Origin of the sequence: Corynebacterium sp. 122RC1 (assembly GCF_024580955.1) — a bacterium.
Taxonomy (GTDB): domain Bacteria; phylum Actinomycetota; class Actinomycetes; order Mycobacteriales; family Mycobacteriaceae; genus Corynebacterium; species Corynebacterium kozikiae.
Map to the genome: position 1 here is coordinate 123,491 of NZ_JANIKD010000005.1, position 15,633 is coordinate 139,123.

Here is a 15,633-nt window from a genome sequence, read left to right on the forward strand (position 1 = left end):
CATGGGCAAAGTGCTGCTTGTCACCAATGACTTCCCACCCACCATCGGTGGCATCCAGTCCTACCTGCGCGATTTTCTGTCCACCCTCGATCCCGCTGATGTGGTGGTGTTTGCCTCCACGCAGGATTTCGTCGCTGCAAGGGAATATGATGCCTCATTGCCCTTCCCGGTGGTTCGCTGGCCGCGAAAGGTGATGCTGCCTACCCCGGCGACGGCAAAGAAGATGACGCAGCTCATCAACGACTTCGGGATTGACACGGTGTGGTTTGGAGCCGCAGCTCCCTTGGCGCTCATGGCGAAGGCTGCGCACAAGGCAGGTGCGCGCCGCGTTGTTGCCTCCACTCATGGGCATGAGGTGGGGTGGTCCATGCTGCCGGGGGCCCGCCAGGCGTTGCGGTTCATCGGTGAGCACACCGATGTGATCACGTACATTTCCGGATATACGCTGGGGCGGTTTCGTCGGGCGTTCGGCCCTCACGCCTCGTGGGCGCACTTGCCCTCCGGCGTGGATCCGGAGCGCTTCGCCCCCTTGCCCACTGGACAGCGCGAACGGGTACTCGTAGACCTCAAGGCTCCCAAGGAGGCGCCGCTCGTGGTGTGCGTTTCCAGGCTGGTGCCCCGCAAGGGCCAGGACGCGCTGATTCGCGCGCTGCCACTCATCCAGGAACGTGTACCGCAGGCGCAGCTCGTGCTGGTGGGGCAGGGGAGCTATGAACAAAAGCTACGGCACATGGCCAGCTCTAGCCCGAGCGCCGATTCGATTCGCTTCACAGGCAGGGTGAGCGAGGAGGAAATGGTGTCCTGGCTTCAGGTGGCAAGTGTTGTTGCCATGCCGTGCCGGACCCGTGGCTGGGGTCTGGACGTAGAAGGTCTGGGGATCGTGTTCCTGGAGGGACAGTCCTGCGGCGTTCCCGTGGTTGCCGGCGATTCCGGTGGGGCGCCGGAAACTGTCACTGAATCCAGTGGCGTGGTGGTCGACGGCAGGAACGTACCCAAGGTGGCCGCGGCGGTAGCGGCGATTCTGGAAGATCCCGCCCATGCACAGGCAATGGGGGCGGCCGGGCGAAAGCATGTGCTGGAGGAATGGACCTGGGAAGTGATGGGCGCCCGCCTGCGAGCCCTGCTGAGCAATTAATCCAACAGCACTTGCTATACTGACAAGGTTGTCTGCATTTTTGCAGGTCAAGTGAGCAAGTGAAGGCGGATCCATGACCACCATGACCACCATGTCTAGCAAAGTCCCCACGGGGCAAAGCCTCACTGAGGGGCAAAGCCTCACGGTGGGAATTGACATCGGCGGTACGAACATGCGCGCTGGGGTTGTGTCGCCGCAGGGCGAAATCCTCGACTCTCGCCAACGCCCCACGGAAAGCACCACCGAGGCCTTGGACAAAGGCATCGTTGAACTTGTGGAGCAGTTGCAGCGAGAGTACCCGGTGGAAGCTGTGGGAATTGCTGTGGCGGGCTTCTTGGATCCGGAGTGTGAAACGGTGCGCTTCGCGCCGCATCTTCCGTGGCGCGACCGACCAGCGCGAGCAATCCTCGCCGAGAAGCTGGGGCTGCCGGTGCGTTTGGAGCACGACGCCAACGCCGCGGCGTGGGGCGAGTATCAATTCGGTGCGGCCCAGGGTGAAGACAATTGGGTGCTGTTCGCAATCGGTACCGGGATCGGGGCCACGGTGATGACCGGCGGGGAAATCTACCGCGGCGCGTTTGGCACCGCCCCCGAGTTCGGCCACCTCACGGTGGTGCGCGACGGCCGTGAGTGTGCCTGCGGCAAGCGCGGTTGCCTTGAGCGCTACTGTTCCGGCACCGCACTGGAAACCTCGGCACGTGAGATCTTGGCGGCGTCGGAACGCCCCTCCTCCCTTCGGGGGGTCTCCCGTTTGAGCGGGAAGACCGTGATGGAGCACGCTCGCGCCGGTGATCCCTTGGCGCTGGAGGTGTTCGCGGAGTTTTCCTCGTGGCTCGGCCAAGCGCTGTCCATTGTGGCAGATGTGCTGGACCCGGGATTGATCCTGATCGGGGGTGGCCTCTCCGACGCGCAAGATCTTTATCTTGAGCCCGCTCGAAAGGCCATGGCGCAGCAAATTGTGGGGGCGGGGTATCGCCCTTTGCCGGACGTTTCGGTAGCAAAACTGGGCGGTGATGCGGGTATGATCGGAGTATCTGATCTTGCCCGCGGGCTGCTCTAGCGCATGCCATAGCACCTGTGCTTCCACCCTCTGGGCAAGGCGGCCCACACACCCCTGCCGAGGACCAGCCGAGGAGCGCACGATGCAGCAAAACAAGTGGTACTGGACGTTTAAGCACATCCTGGTGGGGCCGCTGTTACGGGTGTACAACCGGCCAGAGATCATTGGCGCACACAATATTCCGGCAACGGGTGGGGCGCTGCTGGTGTCCAATCACCAGGCCGTGATGGATTCCTTTTACCTGCCGCTGTTGTGCCCACGCCAGATCGTGTTCCCGGCGAAGAAGGAGTACTTCACCACCGAAGGCGCGGTGGGCAAGCTGCAAAAGTGGTTCTTTAGCTCGGTGGGGCAAATCCCCATTGACCGTGACGCCCCTGATGCCATGGATAAGCTCCTCGCCGCGGCAAAGAGCGTGCTGGACGCAGGCGAGGTCTTTGGCATCTACCCGGAGGGCACCCGCTCGCCAGACGGCCGCATCTACCGCGGCAAGACCGGCATGGCGCGCATTGCGCTGAGCAACGAGGCGCCGGTGGTGCCGGTTGCCATGATCGGCTCCCGAAACGCGAATCCTATCGGTTCCTGGGTGCCTCGCCCGGCAAAGGTCATTATCAAAGTGGGGGAGCCTATCGACGCGCGCGCGTGGGCAGCGGAGCAGGGTTTTGCCCCGGACTCACACGAGGCAGTACGCGGCTTCACCGACAAGATGATGCATACTCTCGCTGAGCTCGCGGGGCAGCCGTATGTGGACATGTATGCCGCGGACGTGAAGGCCTCCCTCGAAGCCGGTAAGGGATATCCGGAGGGCGCGCGCTGATCAGGCTGGTGTTGGGGTTGTAGGTGCCCGCCAACCGCCACACAGCACCACCGCGGGCACCGCTACGAGCAGCGCCAGGGTGAAGAGGATGTAGGCCTCGGATAGCACAAGGGCGGTGCTGGGAAGCCAATGTGGGCCCACGCCAGCGATTAACGCCGTAAGCCCGCTGACTGCCACCAGTGCTCGCGCCTGCCTACGACCCCGCCCTTTAGCCCAATAGCGCTGTGCAAGCGCACCCGTATAGACCAACAGAATCGCCATCCACACCCAGTGGTGTGACCAACTCACCGGCGAGCACAACAGCGCCACCGCAGCGTTGGCAAGCAGCGCTGCCGGGAAGGCGCCGCGCCGCACGAGCAGCAGCATGACGATTACCACCAGCGGTATCAACCCAAGGCTCAAGCCCAGCCAACTCGTCCCAGTAAGCTGCGGATTCCTTTGCAAGAATCCCTCAAAAGACTGGTTGGTCACCCACGCGAGGCCACCGATTCGCGATGGCTCGCGCACGGTCTCCATCCAGTACTCCCGTGAAGTGTCTGGAGAGATCACCCACGCCAGCGCACTGCACAACACTCCTGAAGCAACAGCGTAAGAAGCTGCCCTCCATTGCTTGCGTACCAAGAAATACAGCCCAAATACCGCTGGGGTGAGCTTGATCGCTGCCGCAATGCCAACGCCCACGCCTTGGAATTTGCCGAACAACCCTGAACTGCCTTTGCCGTGGAGGGTGTCCACCATCACCAGCCACATGAGCAGCACGTTGATCTGCCCGAAGCCCAAGGTCTCGCGCACGGGTTCCAAGAAGAGCAGCGGCAGGGTGATGACAGCGGCCAGTGTGCCTGCACGAGGCGTAGTGGTACCGACGTGCGCCAGCGTGAGCCGCACACAATGCCACAGGGCGGCCACGGTTGCCAGGGTAAACAAGGTGCTGCCGAGTTCCAGGGGGATCACTGCAAGCAGGCTAAACAGTAGGGCGGCAAATGGGGGATAGGTGAACGGTAGGTTGATCCCGGCTACGGAGTACAACTGTGAATACAGCGGTTCGCCTGCGAGAAATGCTGCGCCGCCGTGGCGGTAGACGTCGTAGTCAATGTGATAGCGGATCAGGGGGAGATCCTCGCGCCAGAATGAGAGGGGGTCGATGACCCACAAGCACAGTGCAACTACCGCAAGGGGTACAACGAGGAGCCCAAAAGCGGTGTTGAGGCGAGGGACACTGGCTTTCATGATGTGGTTGAGCGTAGCAAACGGGCGGACGCGAGGGACGCGAAAAAGGGGGTGTACTCTTGGCTTCCGAACGCTCTTGCTGCAAACAACGATTGGGGAAGGTCTGTGCGCTATTTTTATGACACCGAATTCATTGAGGATGGCCGCACGATCGACCTTGTTTCAATTGGCATCGTGGCTGAGGACGGCCGAGAATACTATGCGGTGAGCACAGACGCCCAGTTGGGGAAGGCGAATCGTTGGGTGCGTGAAAATGTGCTGGACAAGCTCCCGAACCCTTCCAGCGATGCGTGGCGTAGCAATGAACGCATCCGCGCAGATGTGCTTGCGTTTCTGACAGATGCCCCAACCCCGCCCCAGTTGTGGGCCTGGGTGGGTGCGTATGACCATGTGGTTTTGGCACAGCTTTGGGGGGACATGGCGGGCCTGCCAAATGCGATCCCGCGCTATACCAGGGAGCTGCGCCAGTATTGGGAGATGGCAGGGCGCCCAAAGCTACCGGAGTTGCCCGCCGGCAACCATGACGCCCTCGTGGACGCCCGCCACAACTTGCGCAAGTTCGAGGTGTGCGCGCGCGTCTTGCCATTGAACAAGAGGGGCGCGGTGGCGCGGTAGCCGCCTGGCGCTTTACAAAGCGCTGCGTGCGCAAACGCTGGGTTTAATAGGGTTTTTTGGGGTAATGGCACCAAAATTAATTGCGTGCTATGAATATGGGTGTGAGTTGGACAGTAGATATCCCCAAAGAAGCGCTTCCTGATCTCCCTCCTTTGCCTAACGGCATTCAGGAGCGATTTGAGGATGCAGTCGCACGCGATGCAAAGCAGCAGCCGAGCTGGGACCGTTCCCAGGCTGAGTATGTTCGCAAGATCCTGGAGTCTGTGCCGCCAATCGTGGTGGCTTCTGAAGTGCAGAAGTTGAAGGCTCAGCTTGCGGATGTTGCAGAAGGTCGCGCCTTCCTGTTGCAGGGCGGTGACTGTGCTGAGACCTTTGAGTCCAACACTGAGCCACACATCCGCGCAAACATCAAGACGCTGCTGCAGATGGCAGTGGTCCTCACCTACGGTGCTTCCACCCCGGTGGTGAAGATGGCCCGCATCGCTGGCCAGTACGCAAAGCCTCGTTCCTCGGACATTGATGAGCACGGCTTGCCAAGCTACCGTGGCGACATCGTCAATGGTGTGGAGGCAACGGAAGAGTCCCGCCGCCACGACCCCGCCCGCATGATTCGCGCGTACGCAAACGCATCCGCTGCGATGAACCTGGTTCGCGCACTCACCACTTCCGGTACCGCAGACCTGCACCGCCTGACCGAGTGGAACCGCGAGTTCGTGGCTTCCTCCCCAGCGGGTGCCCGTTACGAGGCACTTGCCCAGGAGATCGAGCGCGGCCTGCGCTTCATGGACGCTTGTGGTGTAGACGATGAGACGCTGCGTGCAGCAGACCTCTACGCTTCCCACGAGGCCTTGGTGGTGGACTACGAGCGCGCAATGCTGCGCCTGGCAAAGGACGAAAAGGGCGAGCTTGCCCTGTACGACCTCTCTGCACACCAACTGTGGATCGGCGAGCGCACCCGTGACATCAACGATTTCCACGTGAACTTTGCCTCCATCATTGCCAACCCAATTGGCATCAAGATTGGTCCGGGTATTACCCCTGAGGAGGCCGTGGCCTACGCGGACAAGCTCGATCCAAACTTCGAGCCAGGCCGCCTGACCATGGTGGCGCGCATGGGGCACGACAAGGTCCGCACCGTGCTCCCAGGCATCGTGGCTGCCGTTGAGGCGTCCGGTCACAAGGTGATCTGGCAGTCTGACCCAATGCACGGCAACACCTTCACCGCGTCCAATGGCTACAAGACTCGCCACTTTGACAAGGTGATCGATGAGGTACAGGGCTTCTTCGAGGTCCACCGCGCCCTGGGTACCCACCCAGGTGGTATCCACATCGAGCTGACCGGCGAAAACGTCACCGAGTGCTTGGGTGGCGCAGAGGACATCACGGATGTGGATCTGCCAGGCCGCTACGAGTCCGCCTGTGACCCACGTCTGAACACTCAGCAGTCTTTGGAGCTCGCGTTCCTCGTTGCTGAGATGCTGCGAAACTAACCCTTTACACCACCCTCAGGCGGATGGTGGAGCCTGGCTCCGCCCTTCCGCCGGATGGGGATTGCCACAGCACCCGCTCTGTTCCGTCAGGCGAGGTGCTGTTTGTGATTTCTACGCTAAACCCGGCATCCTCGAGGCGCTGCACGGCCGAGTCGAGCCTGCTGCCTATGACCCTGGGCACGTCGACAAGCCCCGCGAGGTTCAGCGTGACCCGTGCCTGCGATGGGTCTACCAGGGTGCCTTCGCGGGGGCTGAGGGAAGTGACTTCGTCGGCGCTTGAACCGCTTTCGGAATCTGCGCGGGCTACGCCTTCCACCACGATGCCGGCTTCGGCGAGGGCGGTGGTGGCTTCTTGGCGGGTCATGCCGACGACGTCGGGGATTTCCACGGCGGTGGAGATTTCCAGGGTCACCTTGGAGCCGCGTGGAAGCGTGGTGCCTGCTGCGGGGACGGTGCCAATGGCGTTGCCGCCCTCGGTTTCCGCGTCAAACTTGCGGGTGACGTTCACGTCCAAGCCCTCCTCTTCCAGGGCTTTGAGCGCATCCTCTTCGCTGAGCTGCGCGACGTTCGGAATGGTGGTGGGTGCGGGCCCCTTCGAAACGGCAACGCGCACCTCGGAATCCACGGCAACGGTACTGCCAACGGCGGGTGAAGTACTGCTCACGTACCCCGCCGGCACATCATCCGAGTACTCCTCCTCCGCCTCCACGGCGCGAAGCCCATACTGGCTCAGCACGGCGGCGTAGCTTCCAAAGGTGTCCTGCGCGCTGAAGCTAGGCACCTCGGGTTGGCCCAGCGACACCAGCACCGTCACCTCGCGCCCGCGAACTTGCCGCTCGCCCTCGCTCGGGACGGTGCCAACCACCTGCGTCTCGGGAACTTCGTTGCTATACACGCTCTCCGTGCTCGCGTTGAACCCGGCTTCTTGGATCACGGCGACGGCCTCCACCTGGTCCATGCCCAGCACCTGTGGGATCTCCCCGTAACGCCCCGAGCCGAACCACCACGCGCCCACGGCGATCGCGGCGGTGAGTAGCATCACGAACAGCGACCAGAAAAACGTGGCCGCCTTCGAGCGGTTCGTCACGGGTTTGCTCTGAACAGGAGCGGGGACAGGAGCGGGGACGGGAGCGGGGGCGGGGGCGGCAGGCACGGGAGCATTTCCGACGCCCCCAGGCGCTACAGGTGCAGGGGGAGCGACTACTTGCGGCTGCACCGTGGTTTCAGCCACAGGTGCCGGTTCAGGCGCCGGTTCCGGAGTGGGTGCGGAGGTGGCTGCGGGTACTTCTGTGGGTGCGGAGGTGGCTTCGGCGATGTGTTTGGTCACCATCGTGGCATCTTGGAGTGGCACCACGGCGGTGTGTTCGCTTGCGGCGGCATGCTGTGGGATGGGGATGGTGTAGGCGGGAAGGCCGAGCTCTTGGCTGACGTCCTCGAGTGCGTTGAGGAACTCGCCGGCGTTGGCAAAGCGCTCGCTGGTGTCCAAGGAGGTAGCGGTGGCCACGAGTTCGTCGAACAGCTTTGGCGTGCCTGGTGTGAGGCTGCTGGGCTGTGGCACTGGGGTGTGCAGACGCTGGTAGGCGTGGGCGAGTTCGGTGTCTCCGGCAAAGGGGGTTTTCCCGGTGAGGAGCTCAAACAGGAGGATGCCCGCGGAGTAGACGTCGGAAGCGGGCCCGATTTCATCCCCATTGACCTGCTCGGGGGAAAGGTAGGCCACGGTGCCCACGATTTGGTGCCCGGTTGCCTGCGCGGCGGAAGCTGCGCGGACCAAGCCAAAGTCGGTGAGTTTTACCAGGTGGTCCTGGTTAATCAGCGCGTTATCCGGCTTGATATCACGGTGGACCAATCCTGCGCGGTGGGCCACTGCAAGGCCCGTGAGAATGTCACGCATTACGGCTGCCGCGGCGTGCGGTGGCAGCGGGCCGCGTTCGGCGAGCAGTTCGCGCAGGGTGCCGCCGTGGATGAGCTCCATGATGAGGAAGATGTGTTCGCCTTCTGCGTTGAAGTCGTACACGCCCACGATGTTGGGGTGGGTGAGGTTTGCCATGGAGAGGGCTTCCCTGCGGAATCGCTGGGCAAAAACGGCGTCGCCGGCGTAGCGTGCGTCCATCACCTTGGCGGCCACGAGGCGCCCCAATCGGGTGTCGGTGCAACGGTACACAGTGGACATGCCGCCACGCGCAATCGGTGCTTCGATGCGGTAGCGGTTTTCCAAAAGATCGCCGGACTGTAGAAATGCCATGCCTCCCAGTATGGACGATCCTCAAGGGTTGGTGTGAAATGTGCGCTAGATTAGGTGGCGTGAGTTCAAAGTTTCCACCGCATACTGTTTTGCCCGAAGGTGAGCCAACGCTGACCGTTGCCGATTACGCTGAGCGTTTGGGCGTGCCCGTAACACGCGTGTTTGATCAGCTCGGCGAGCACAAAATCCTTGCGGTGCTCGAAGACGGCGTCAAGAAGATTCCCGAGGCCTTCATTTCTGCCAAGTCCACCACCAACCGTTTTGTCCCCGGCGTGATCGCCTTGCTTTCCGACGGCGGTTACACCGACGCAGAGATCCTGCAGTACCTCTTCACTGAGGATGAAACCTTGCCGGGAAGGCCTATCGACGCGCTGCATGGCCACCTTGCAAGGGAAGTCATGCGGCGCGCCCAGGCGTCTGCTTTCTAAGTTTCCAAGCGGCGAGCTTAGAAGTCCTTCATCTTCTCCACCCACTCAGGGTTTGGCTCGGTGGGCTCACCCTTTTCGTTGTAAAGGTAGAAGCCCTTGCGGTCTGCCTTGCCAGAGAAGCCCTGTTCGATTGCCTCTTTGAGAAGATTGCCGAACTTAATTTGGGCGGGGTCCTCGGAGTTGATCGCAATGTGGGAGGCTACGTTGAATCCCACGGTGTCGTAGGCAGTGAATGGGGCAACGCGGGAGCCTGTGGCAATGCGCCACGCCTTATCAATTTCCTCTGGGGTGCCAACGCCATTGACGTAGAGTTCAGCACCCGCGAACAGCCAGGGGATGAGCAGCGAGTTGAGGATGTAGCCGGGGGTTTCCTTGTGCACATGCACGGGAACCATGCCGGTTTCCTCGGCGTAGCGGATAGCGTCCTGCACTGCCTCGGGGTCTGTGGCCTCGGTACCCATGATTTCCGCGGTGTTGCGCAGCCACACGTTGTTTGCGTAGTGGATGGCCAAGAACCGTTCGGGGGAGCCGCTTGCATCGGCGAAGTCGCTCGGGAGGAGGGAGGAGGTGTTGGTTGCCAACAGGGTGCGGCTATCTACCAATTCGCCAACCTCCTGCCAGGTCTTGCGCTTGAGGTCGAGGTTTTCGGGGACGGCCTCGATGATGAGGTCGGTATCGCCGACCGCCTCCTTGAGGTCCGAGGTGGGGGTGATGCGCTCGACTGCGGCCTGGAAGGCTTCGTCACTGTAGTCGTCCAGGTCGCGGGCGTAGCCTTGGCGGATAAACTCCCAGCGGTCGGGGAGCTTTTCTAGGGCGGCGGGGAATGGGTCGTAGGCGATCACGTTCTTGCCGTGCCATGCCGCTTGCATCGCGATCTGGGAACCAAGAACGCCGCTGCCCAAAACGGTGACGGTGGTAAATGTGCGTGCCATGATCGTGCTCCTTTGTAGGGTCTTAAGAGATATCTGGTGGATATAACCTGTACGCTACTCCAGATAGCACAATCGCATAGGATTGTTTTCACTCAGGCATGAATGTTTTGTTGATCTGACAACAAAACTTCCCGCTTTTCCTGCTGCACCGTAATGCACATCGCCGCGACGAAGCCCAAAAGTGCCCAGATGGTCATCCAGAATGGCTGGTAGAGCTGGTGATTGCCGCTGCCCGTAAACGCCATGCCGATCGCCACACTCAGAATGATGGCGATCTGCTGGACCCTCTTGCTTGGCGCGATGAGTCCGAGCAGCGGCAGGATGCTGGCGTAGTACCAGGGGAGGGTTACGGCGTTGAAGAAGAAGGCCACCAGGTACGCAACCGTGGTGCCGCGCAGCGCCTGTACCTGGGAATTGCGGCCCCACCACCATGCCGCCACGCAGCCAAGGGTCATGAGTCCCATGGATGCCGTGCGGGTTACTTGCAGAACGCTGTTATAGGGGAACGGCTCAACAAACAGCGATCCCACCTGACTGACCAAACCCGCAAACAGGGATGGGAATGCCAGCGGATTGATCACCTTGGAATTGCCAGTGAGCGCCGCGATCCACCCCCAGGAAGCCCCAGAAGCATAGGTGATCAGGGCGAGCATCGCGATCGTGAGCGCAGCACCACTGAGCGCATAGGCCATAAACCAACCGAACGTGCGTTGCTTGTGCCGCCGGACCGCAATCCACACCACAAATGGCAAGCTGAATGCGGCGGTAACCTTCAGAGCCATTGCTATTGCGATGACTGCCACGGCGGGGTAGAAGCGCCCACGCAACGCCCAGTACAAGCCGAGCATCACTAGCCCCACCATCATGGATTCATTGTGCATGCCGCCCACCAGGTGGAACACCATCACCGGGTTGGCAACGCCCAGCCAGAGCGCCCACACGGGGTCCATCCCGAGGTGCTTCGCAATTGCGGCCACACTCCAGGCAATCAAGGCAAAACCGCCCACGCTGAGCACCTTGAAGATCACCACACCAGCAGTGATGTTGTCCCCGGTGACGCTGGTGATGGCCTCGCCCAGCCACAGGTGCAGCGGCCCGTAGGGAGTGGTGGTATTGCGCCAGTCCTGGGAAACCTCGGTGAGCAGCGGCCCAGGGTTCACTGCGGGGCCTTGGGTGTAGGCGTCAAAGCCGTCGCGCAGCAAGGTGCCCTGCATGAGGTAGGAGTAGATGTCCCTGGACATGATAGGCCCCGCGAACACCAGCGGCACCACCCACCACAGAAGCGCGCAGCGCATCTGATCCAATGAATAGCGCTGCACCTGCACCCCAAGTGCGATCCAGGCCAGCACAAACAGCAATGTGCCCAGCCACAACGTGACGTTGGAAATGCCGGCTCCGTGGCCGAACTTCAAGAACTCCAGCCCCAGGAACTCCAGCACACCGCCGCTTTGGCGGATCGCACCGCCGCCAAAGGACCCCAAAGCAATGAGCGCTGAGGCCACCACGCCCAACTTCACCGGGTCAATCGCCGCAAACAAGCTGCGCACCCGCACTATCAATCTGTCCATGCTATGCCTGCCGCTTCGTCATCCGCTGCGCCAAGTCACGCAACACCTCGCGCACAGCGGCGGGGATCGATGCCTGATCAAGACGGTGAAGGCCGCGTTCCACCAAGGCGTCAATCTGCTTCTCGACGTGCCCCGGCGCCCCAGTGTCCCAGATGAGCTGGGCAAGTGCGGTGATCTCCTCGGGGGTGCTTACCGATCCCACACCCGTGCGGATCTGGGCTGCGAGCTCGGGATCTTCCTGTGCCGCCGTTTGCACGGCCTGCGCCACCAATACGGTGCGCTTGCCTTCGCGAAGGTCGTCGCCGGCGGGCTTGCCGGTAATTTCCGGGTCTCCAAATACACCGAGCAGGTCATCGCGCAGTTGGAAGGCAATGCCGATATCCTCGCCAAAACCACGCAAAGCGGCAATCGTGGTTTCTTCGGCCCCGGCAATCGCGGCGCCAATATGCAACGGGCGCTCGATGGTGTAGGCGGCGGTCTTAAAGCGGTTCACCACGGCCGCCTTTTGGGGGTCGTCGCTCCCGGCGGCCTCCAAACTAATGTCCAAGAGTTGCCCCCCAATTACCTCGGTGCGCATCGCCCGCCACGCCGGCAAGCAGCGGCGGAGAGCATCGGGGCTCAGTCCCGCGGTGAGGAACATGTCATCTGCCCAGGAAAGCGCGAGGTCACCCACCAGAATCGCCACGGAAACGCCGTAATGGGCGGAGTTTCCCCGCCAACCCCGCTGCTCGTGGAACGCCTGCGCGCTGCGATGCACCGTGGGCTTCCCGCGCCGGGTGTGGGAGGAATCAATGATGTCGTCATGGATGAGCGCGCAAGCCTGAATCAACTCCAGTGCGGAAATCGCGCGCAGCACGGCGTCCTCATCCTCAACTGCCGCTGCTTCCAGAGAAGCCAACCCCGCCTGGTAACCCAACCACGCGCACATTGGACGCACCCGCTTGCCGCCGTCCAGCACAAAACGTTCCAGCAACCCCGCGGCCTCCTCAACCTCAGCACCAAGCTTGGCAACCTCAGGACGGCGCTGTGCAAACATTGCCTCTAAGTGTCCCTGCACGCGCTGGATCGGGAAGTCACTGCGGGCCTTGGCCGCGTCGGAAGGAGCTGGGTTGGGCACTGTAGTCCTTTCAAGAGTCCCGCGAAGGGCTTTCCTAACCCTTCCTATCCTTAGCAGTCTAGCGGTTGGGCTGCGCGACTCGACTTTGCACGGGAGAACACCGCTGGCGTGCGGAAAAATTTATTCACCTCGAGGGGGCGCTGACTGAGGTATCCGTGCGCGTGCCCACTACACTCATTGGGCATGCAGGAACACGCGGAACACAAGCCACGAGCGGCATACCAGCGCGCCATCACGGATGTTATTGCCTCGCCAAGCCCAGGCAGGATCCCTTTTTCCGTGGAGTTTATGCCCCCACGTGACGACGCCGCCGAGCAACGCCTCTGGAAGGCAGCCGAGGCATTCCACGACCTCGGTGCCGCGTTCGTGTCTGTCACCTACGGCGCCGGTGGCTCCAGCCGGGAACGCACCATGCGCATCGCGCAGCGCTTGGCGCAGTACCCGCTCACCACATTGGTGCACCTCACCCTGGTGAACCACACCCGCGAGGAGCTGCTGGAGATTTTGCGCGGCTATGCGTCGGCGGGCCTATCCAACCTGCTCGCCCTGCGCGGTGACCCACCAGGGGGCGACCCCCTGGGGCCGTGGACCCCAACCGAAGGCGGTTTAGACTACGCCGCGGAACTCATCGAGCTCGTCCGGGCAACGCAGGAAACGGAGCACTTTGAGGTGGGCATCGCGGCCTTCCCGGAAGGGCATTTCCGCGCGCCTTCGCTGGAGGCGGATACCGAGTTCACACTGGCAAAACTGCGCGCCGGGGCGGAGTTTTCTATCACACAGATGTTTTTTGATGTGGACTACTACCTGCGCTTGCGTGACCGACTCGCCGCCGCTGACCCCGAGCACGGTGCCAAGCCCATCATTCCGGGGCTCATGCCGATCACCAGCTTGCGGTCTGTGCGCAGGCAAATCGAGCTTTCTGGGGCAACGCTCGGCAAGAAGCTCGAGGAACGCCTCTACGCCGCGGCTGCTGGTGACGAAGAAGCGAACGCGCAGGAGATTCGCAAGGTTGGCATTGAGGTGTCCACTCTCATGGCCGAGCGCCTCATCGCCGAGGGCGTGCCTGACATTCACTTCATGACCATGAACAACGCCCGCGCCACCCAAGAAGTGCTCCACAACCTGGGGATGGCACCCGCCTGGGGCACTGCTTACGGCCACGACGCCGTCCGCTAAACCACTTTCCCCAACACCGCAAAGGGCCGCGCATCGCCGGTGAACAGGAAATTGCGAAGCACATCCTGATAGCCAAAGCTGCGGTACAGGTGAAACGCCCGGTTGTTTTCCGCTGGTACTTCCGGGGTGGAAAGGAGGATTGCCGACGCGCCCTGGCGCTGCTCTACTGCAGAAAGCAGGGCGCGGCCAAGGCCCAAGCCCTGAAATGCGGGGCTCACATGGATTTCTGCCAATTGCAGGTAGTTGTCCAAGATCCGCTGAGCGGGCGAATCTGGTGTGAAGCGTTCACGCCCATATTGCTCGCGGATGCCCCGCCGTAGTTGCTGATCCCACCAGTGTTCGCGCCTGCCCAAAAACCCGTAGGCGATGCCGGCGGGCTGGGAGTCCACCAAGGCACAAAAGCCCACAAAACCCTGTTCGAGCACCGCCCGGCGCCAGCTTTCAATGGCATTGCGCTTGAAGCTTTCCTGGTAGCCCATCGCTTCCACGTAGATGTCCACAAACGTGGGGACATGCGTGGAGAACTCCACGCGGCTTAATGCCACAATGGTGAATTCTTTGGAGCTGGTGCACGTCACGCTCTCAATGGAACCACTTTTTCATCAATCACACATGCGTATTGCCCGTTTGGGAATCCGTTGAGTTCGAAAAGACTGTTCCAAATTTCGAACAGATGTACTAAGATGGTGGGTAGTTGAGAGGTTGTGTGTCAGGGGCTGTGCATAGAGTCAAAGCCCATACGGATTCACCAAATGGATCCTGTTCGAACAAATTGCAGAAATCTTGAAAGGAGTGACCCCCAAATGTCTACAATCGTCTCCGCAACAACTAGTGCCATGCGTGGCGGAAATGGTGCAAGTAAGAAGCAGCGGCTTGTGATCAATGCTGAGTATTTGCTCGCGGAATCCTCCAAGAGCTTGCAGGCGGGGGACCAGGTCTGCGCCTTTGACTACGCCTATCAAGCCTCACTGCGCCTCGCCGGAGCGAGGATTGCGGAATCCCCGGTGGCCAAGCGAGTGCGTAAGCCTTCGGGTGCCTGGGATCAGCTCCGCATGGTGGATGCCCAAGCTGCCCAGTGGGCGGACGTATTTCAGCCGTATTCCCAAACCCACCGGCGCATGATTTCTGGGCTGAGCCACACTATGACGGCCGAGCGAATTTTGGCCTTCCAGTACAAAGTTTGGGAGTTCCACGCTGAACTCACGGGAATGCAGGAAGGTCCGGTTGCCGCCTAGGTGGCAGGTGGTTTGTGCTGTGGTTTCACCAATTTTCGCCACCATGGGAACTTTCCTATTAGTGTGGGGGTTATTAGGAGTGAATGGCACCCAAAAACTTGGGGGAGTACACAGCACAACAGGAGGTCCAAGGTGGCACTTTCAGAGCAAGAGCGCCGCGCGCTGCAAGAAATCGAGCGCTCCCTGCTTGCCGATGACCCAAAGTTCGGTGCAAGCGTCAAAGCGGCAGAGGGTACCGGGGGAAGCGGTGCCCTCACCCTACGGGGCGTAGCGGTTGTCGTCATCGGTCTGGTGATGCTCGTGGCTGGCGTCGCGTTGGCGCAACAATCCCTGGCCTTCATCGGCATTAGCATCGCCGGGTTCTTGGTGATGCTGGCCGGCGGCATTTGGATGCTCAAGTCCGGTGGGGGTGCCTCGGGTGCCGCGGCGAATGGCCAGGGGGCGTCCCTGTACCCGGCAGGCGGAGGCGCTCGAGGCTCGCAAACGAAGCAGTCCTCAAACGGCTTCAGCTCCCGTATGGAGGAAAACTTCAGAAAGCGCTTTGAGGAGTAACGAGCGCAGGAGCGCAGGAACGCATCATCGAAAGGCAGGCGG

Annotated in this window: 15 protein-coding genes; 9 read left to right on the forward strand and 6 right to left on the reverse strand. The window is 61.5% G+C overall.

Translation table 11 applies throughout. The features are described from left to right. The first annotated feature begins 1 nt into the window (after position 1). The 3 genes from NQ050_RS04105 (at position 2) to NQ050_RS04115 (ending at position 3,009) form a co-directional block, all read left to right on the forward strand. Positions 2–1,135, forward strand: coding sequence for a glycosyltransferase family 4 protein (locus tag NQ050_RS04105; RefSeq protein ID WP_257038016.1), 1,134 nt, complete (start codon positions 2–4; stop codon positions 1,133–1,135). An 82-nt stretch (positions 1,136–1,217) separates the two neighbouring features. Then, on the forward strand, positions 1,218–2,195 hold the full coding sequence (locus NQ050_RS04110; protein ID WP_373456428.1) for an ROK family protein: 978 nt from the start codon (positions 1,218–1,220) through the stop codon (positions 2,193–2,195). Between the two features lie 82 nt (positions 2,196–2,277). After that, positions 2,278–3,009: a 1-acyl-sn-glycerol-3-phosphate acyltransferase gene (locus NQ050_RS04115; RefSeq protein ID WP_257038017.1), complete on the forward strand. Its 732-nt coding sequence runs from the start codon at positions 2,278–2,280 to the stop codon at positions 3,007–3,009. Here NQ050_RS04115 and NQ050_RS04120 read toward each other — a convergent pair whose 3' ends face one another. Beyond that, complete coding sequence (locus tag NQ050_RS04120; protein WP_257038018.1) at positions 3,010–4,236, reverse strand: glycosyltransferase 87 family protein; 1,227 nt, start codon at positions 4,234–4,236, stop codon at positions 3,010–3,012. Positions 4,237–4,341: 105 nt separating this feature from the next. Between NQ050_RS04120 and NQ050_RS04125 the strand changes: the two genes are divergently transcribed. Both NQ050_RS04125 and NQ050_RS04130 read left to right on the forward strand, forming a co-directional pair. After that, the gene (locus NQ050_RS04125; protein ID WP_257038019.1) at positions 4,342–4,851 is read left to right on the forward strand and encodes a polyadenylate-specific 3'-exoribonuclease AS; all 510 of its coding nucleotides are present in this window, start codon (positions 4,342–4,344) and stop codon (positions 4,849–4,851) included. 101 nt (positions 4,852–4,952) lie between these two features. Beyond that, on the forward strand, positions 4,953–6,341 hold the full coding sequence (locus NQ050_RS04130) for a class II 3-deoxy-7-phosphoheptulonate synthase (RefSeq protein WP_257038020.1): 1,389 nt from the start codon (positions 4,953–4,955) through the stop codon (positions 6,339–6,341). Positions 6,342–6,345: 4 nt separating this feature from the next. Here NQ050_RS04130 and pknB read toward each other — a convergent pair whose 3' ends face one another. Then, positions 6,346–8,583 (reverse strand): Stk1 family PASTA domain-containing Ser/Thr kinase, encoded by a 2,238-nt coding sequence (gene pknB / locus NQ050_RS04135; RefSeq protein ID WP_257038021.1) that lies wholly within the window; start codon positions 8,581–8,583, stop codon positions 6,346–6,348. A 38-nt stretch (positions 8,584–8,621) separates the two neighbouring features. Between pknB and NQ050_RS04140 the strand changes: the two genes are divergently transcribed. Then, positions 8,622–9,011 carry an Rv2175c family DNA-binding protein gene (locus NQ050_RS04140; RefSeq protein ID WP_257038022.1) on the forward strand — a complete coding sequence of 130 codons (390 nt, stop codon included), beginning with the start codon at positions 8,622–8,624 and terminating at the stop codon, positions 9,009–9,011. A gap of 17 nt (positions 9,012–9,028) precedes the next feature. Here NQ050_RS04140 and NQ050_RS04145 read toward each other — a convergent pair whose 3' ends face one another. From NQ050_RS04145 to NQ050_RS04155, 3 genes are all read right to left on the reverse strand, one after another. After that, the gene (locus NQ050_RS04145) at positions 9,029–9,943 is read right to left on the reverse strand and encodes a 3-hydroxyacyl-CoA dehydrogenase (protein ID WP_257038023.1); all 915 of its coding nucleotides are present in this window, start codon (positions 9,941–9,943) and stop codon (positions 9,029–9,031) included. Positions 9,944–10,035: 92 nt separating this feature from the next. Further along, positions 10,036–11,511, reverse strand: a complete 1,476-nt coding sequence (locus tag NQ050_RS04150) for an alpha-(1->6)-mannopyranosyltransferase A (RefSeq protein WP_257038024.1) — start codon at positions 11,509–11,511, stop codon at positions 10,036–10,038. 1 nt (position 11,512) lies between these two features. After that, positions 11,513–12,547, reverse strand: coding sequence for a polyprenyl synthetase family protein (locus NQ050_RS04155; protein WP_257038056.1), 1,035 nt, complete (start codon positions 12,545–12,547; stop codon positions 11,513–11,515). A gap of 264 nt (positions 12,548–12,811) precedes the next feature. Here NQ050_RS04155 and metF point away from each other — a divergent pair, with 264 nt between their 5' ends. Then, positions 12,812–13,804, forward strand: a complete 993-nt coding sequence (gene metF, locus NQ050_RS04160; protein ID WP_257038025.1) for a methylenetetrahydrofolate reductase [NAD(P)H] — start codon at positions 12,812–12,814, stop codon at positions 13,802–13,804. On the opposite strand, the gene NQ050_RS04165 is transcribed toward metF, so the two are convergent. Then, on the reverse strand, positions 13,801–14,382 hold the full coding sequence (locus NQ050_RS04165; protein ID WP_257038026.1) for an N-acetyltransferase: 582 nt from the start codon (positions 14,380–14,382) through the stop codon (positions 13,801–13,803). The genes metF and NQ050_RS04165 overlap by 4 nt on opposite strands. A 225-nt stretch (positions 14,383–14,607) precedes the next feature. Between NQ050_RS04165 and NQ050_RS04170 the strand changes: the two genes are divergently transcribed. Next, the gene (locus NQ050_RS04170; protein ID WP_257038027.1) at positions 14,608–15,039 is read left to right on the forward strand and encodes an SAV_6107 family HEPN domain-containing protein; all 432 of its coding nucleotides are present in this window, start codon (positions 14,608–14,610) and stop codon (positions 15,037–15,039) included. Between the two features lie 132 nt (positions 15,040–15,171). Then, positions 15,172–15,591: a DUF3040 domain-containing protein gene (locus NQ050_RS04175; protein ID WP_257038028.1), complete on the forward strand. Its 420-nt coding sequence runs from the start codon at positions 15,172–15,174 to the stop codon at positions 15,589–15,591. The last annotated feature ends 42 nt before the right edge of the window (positions 15,592–15,633 follow it).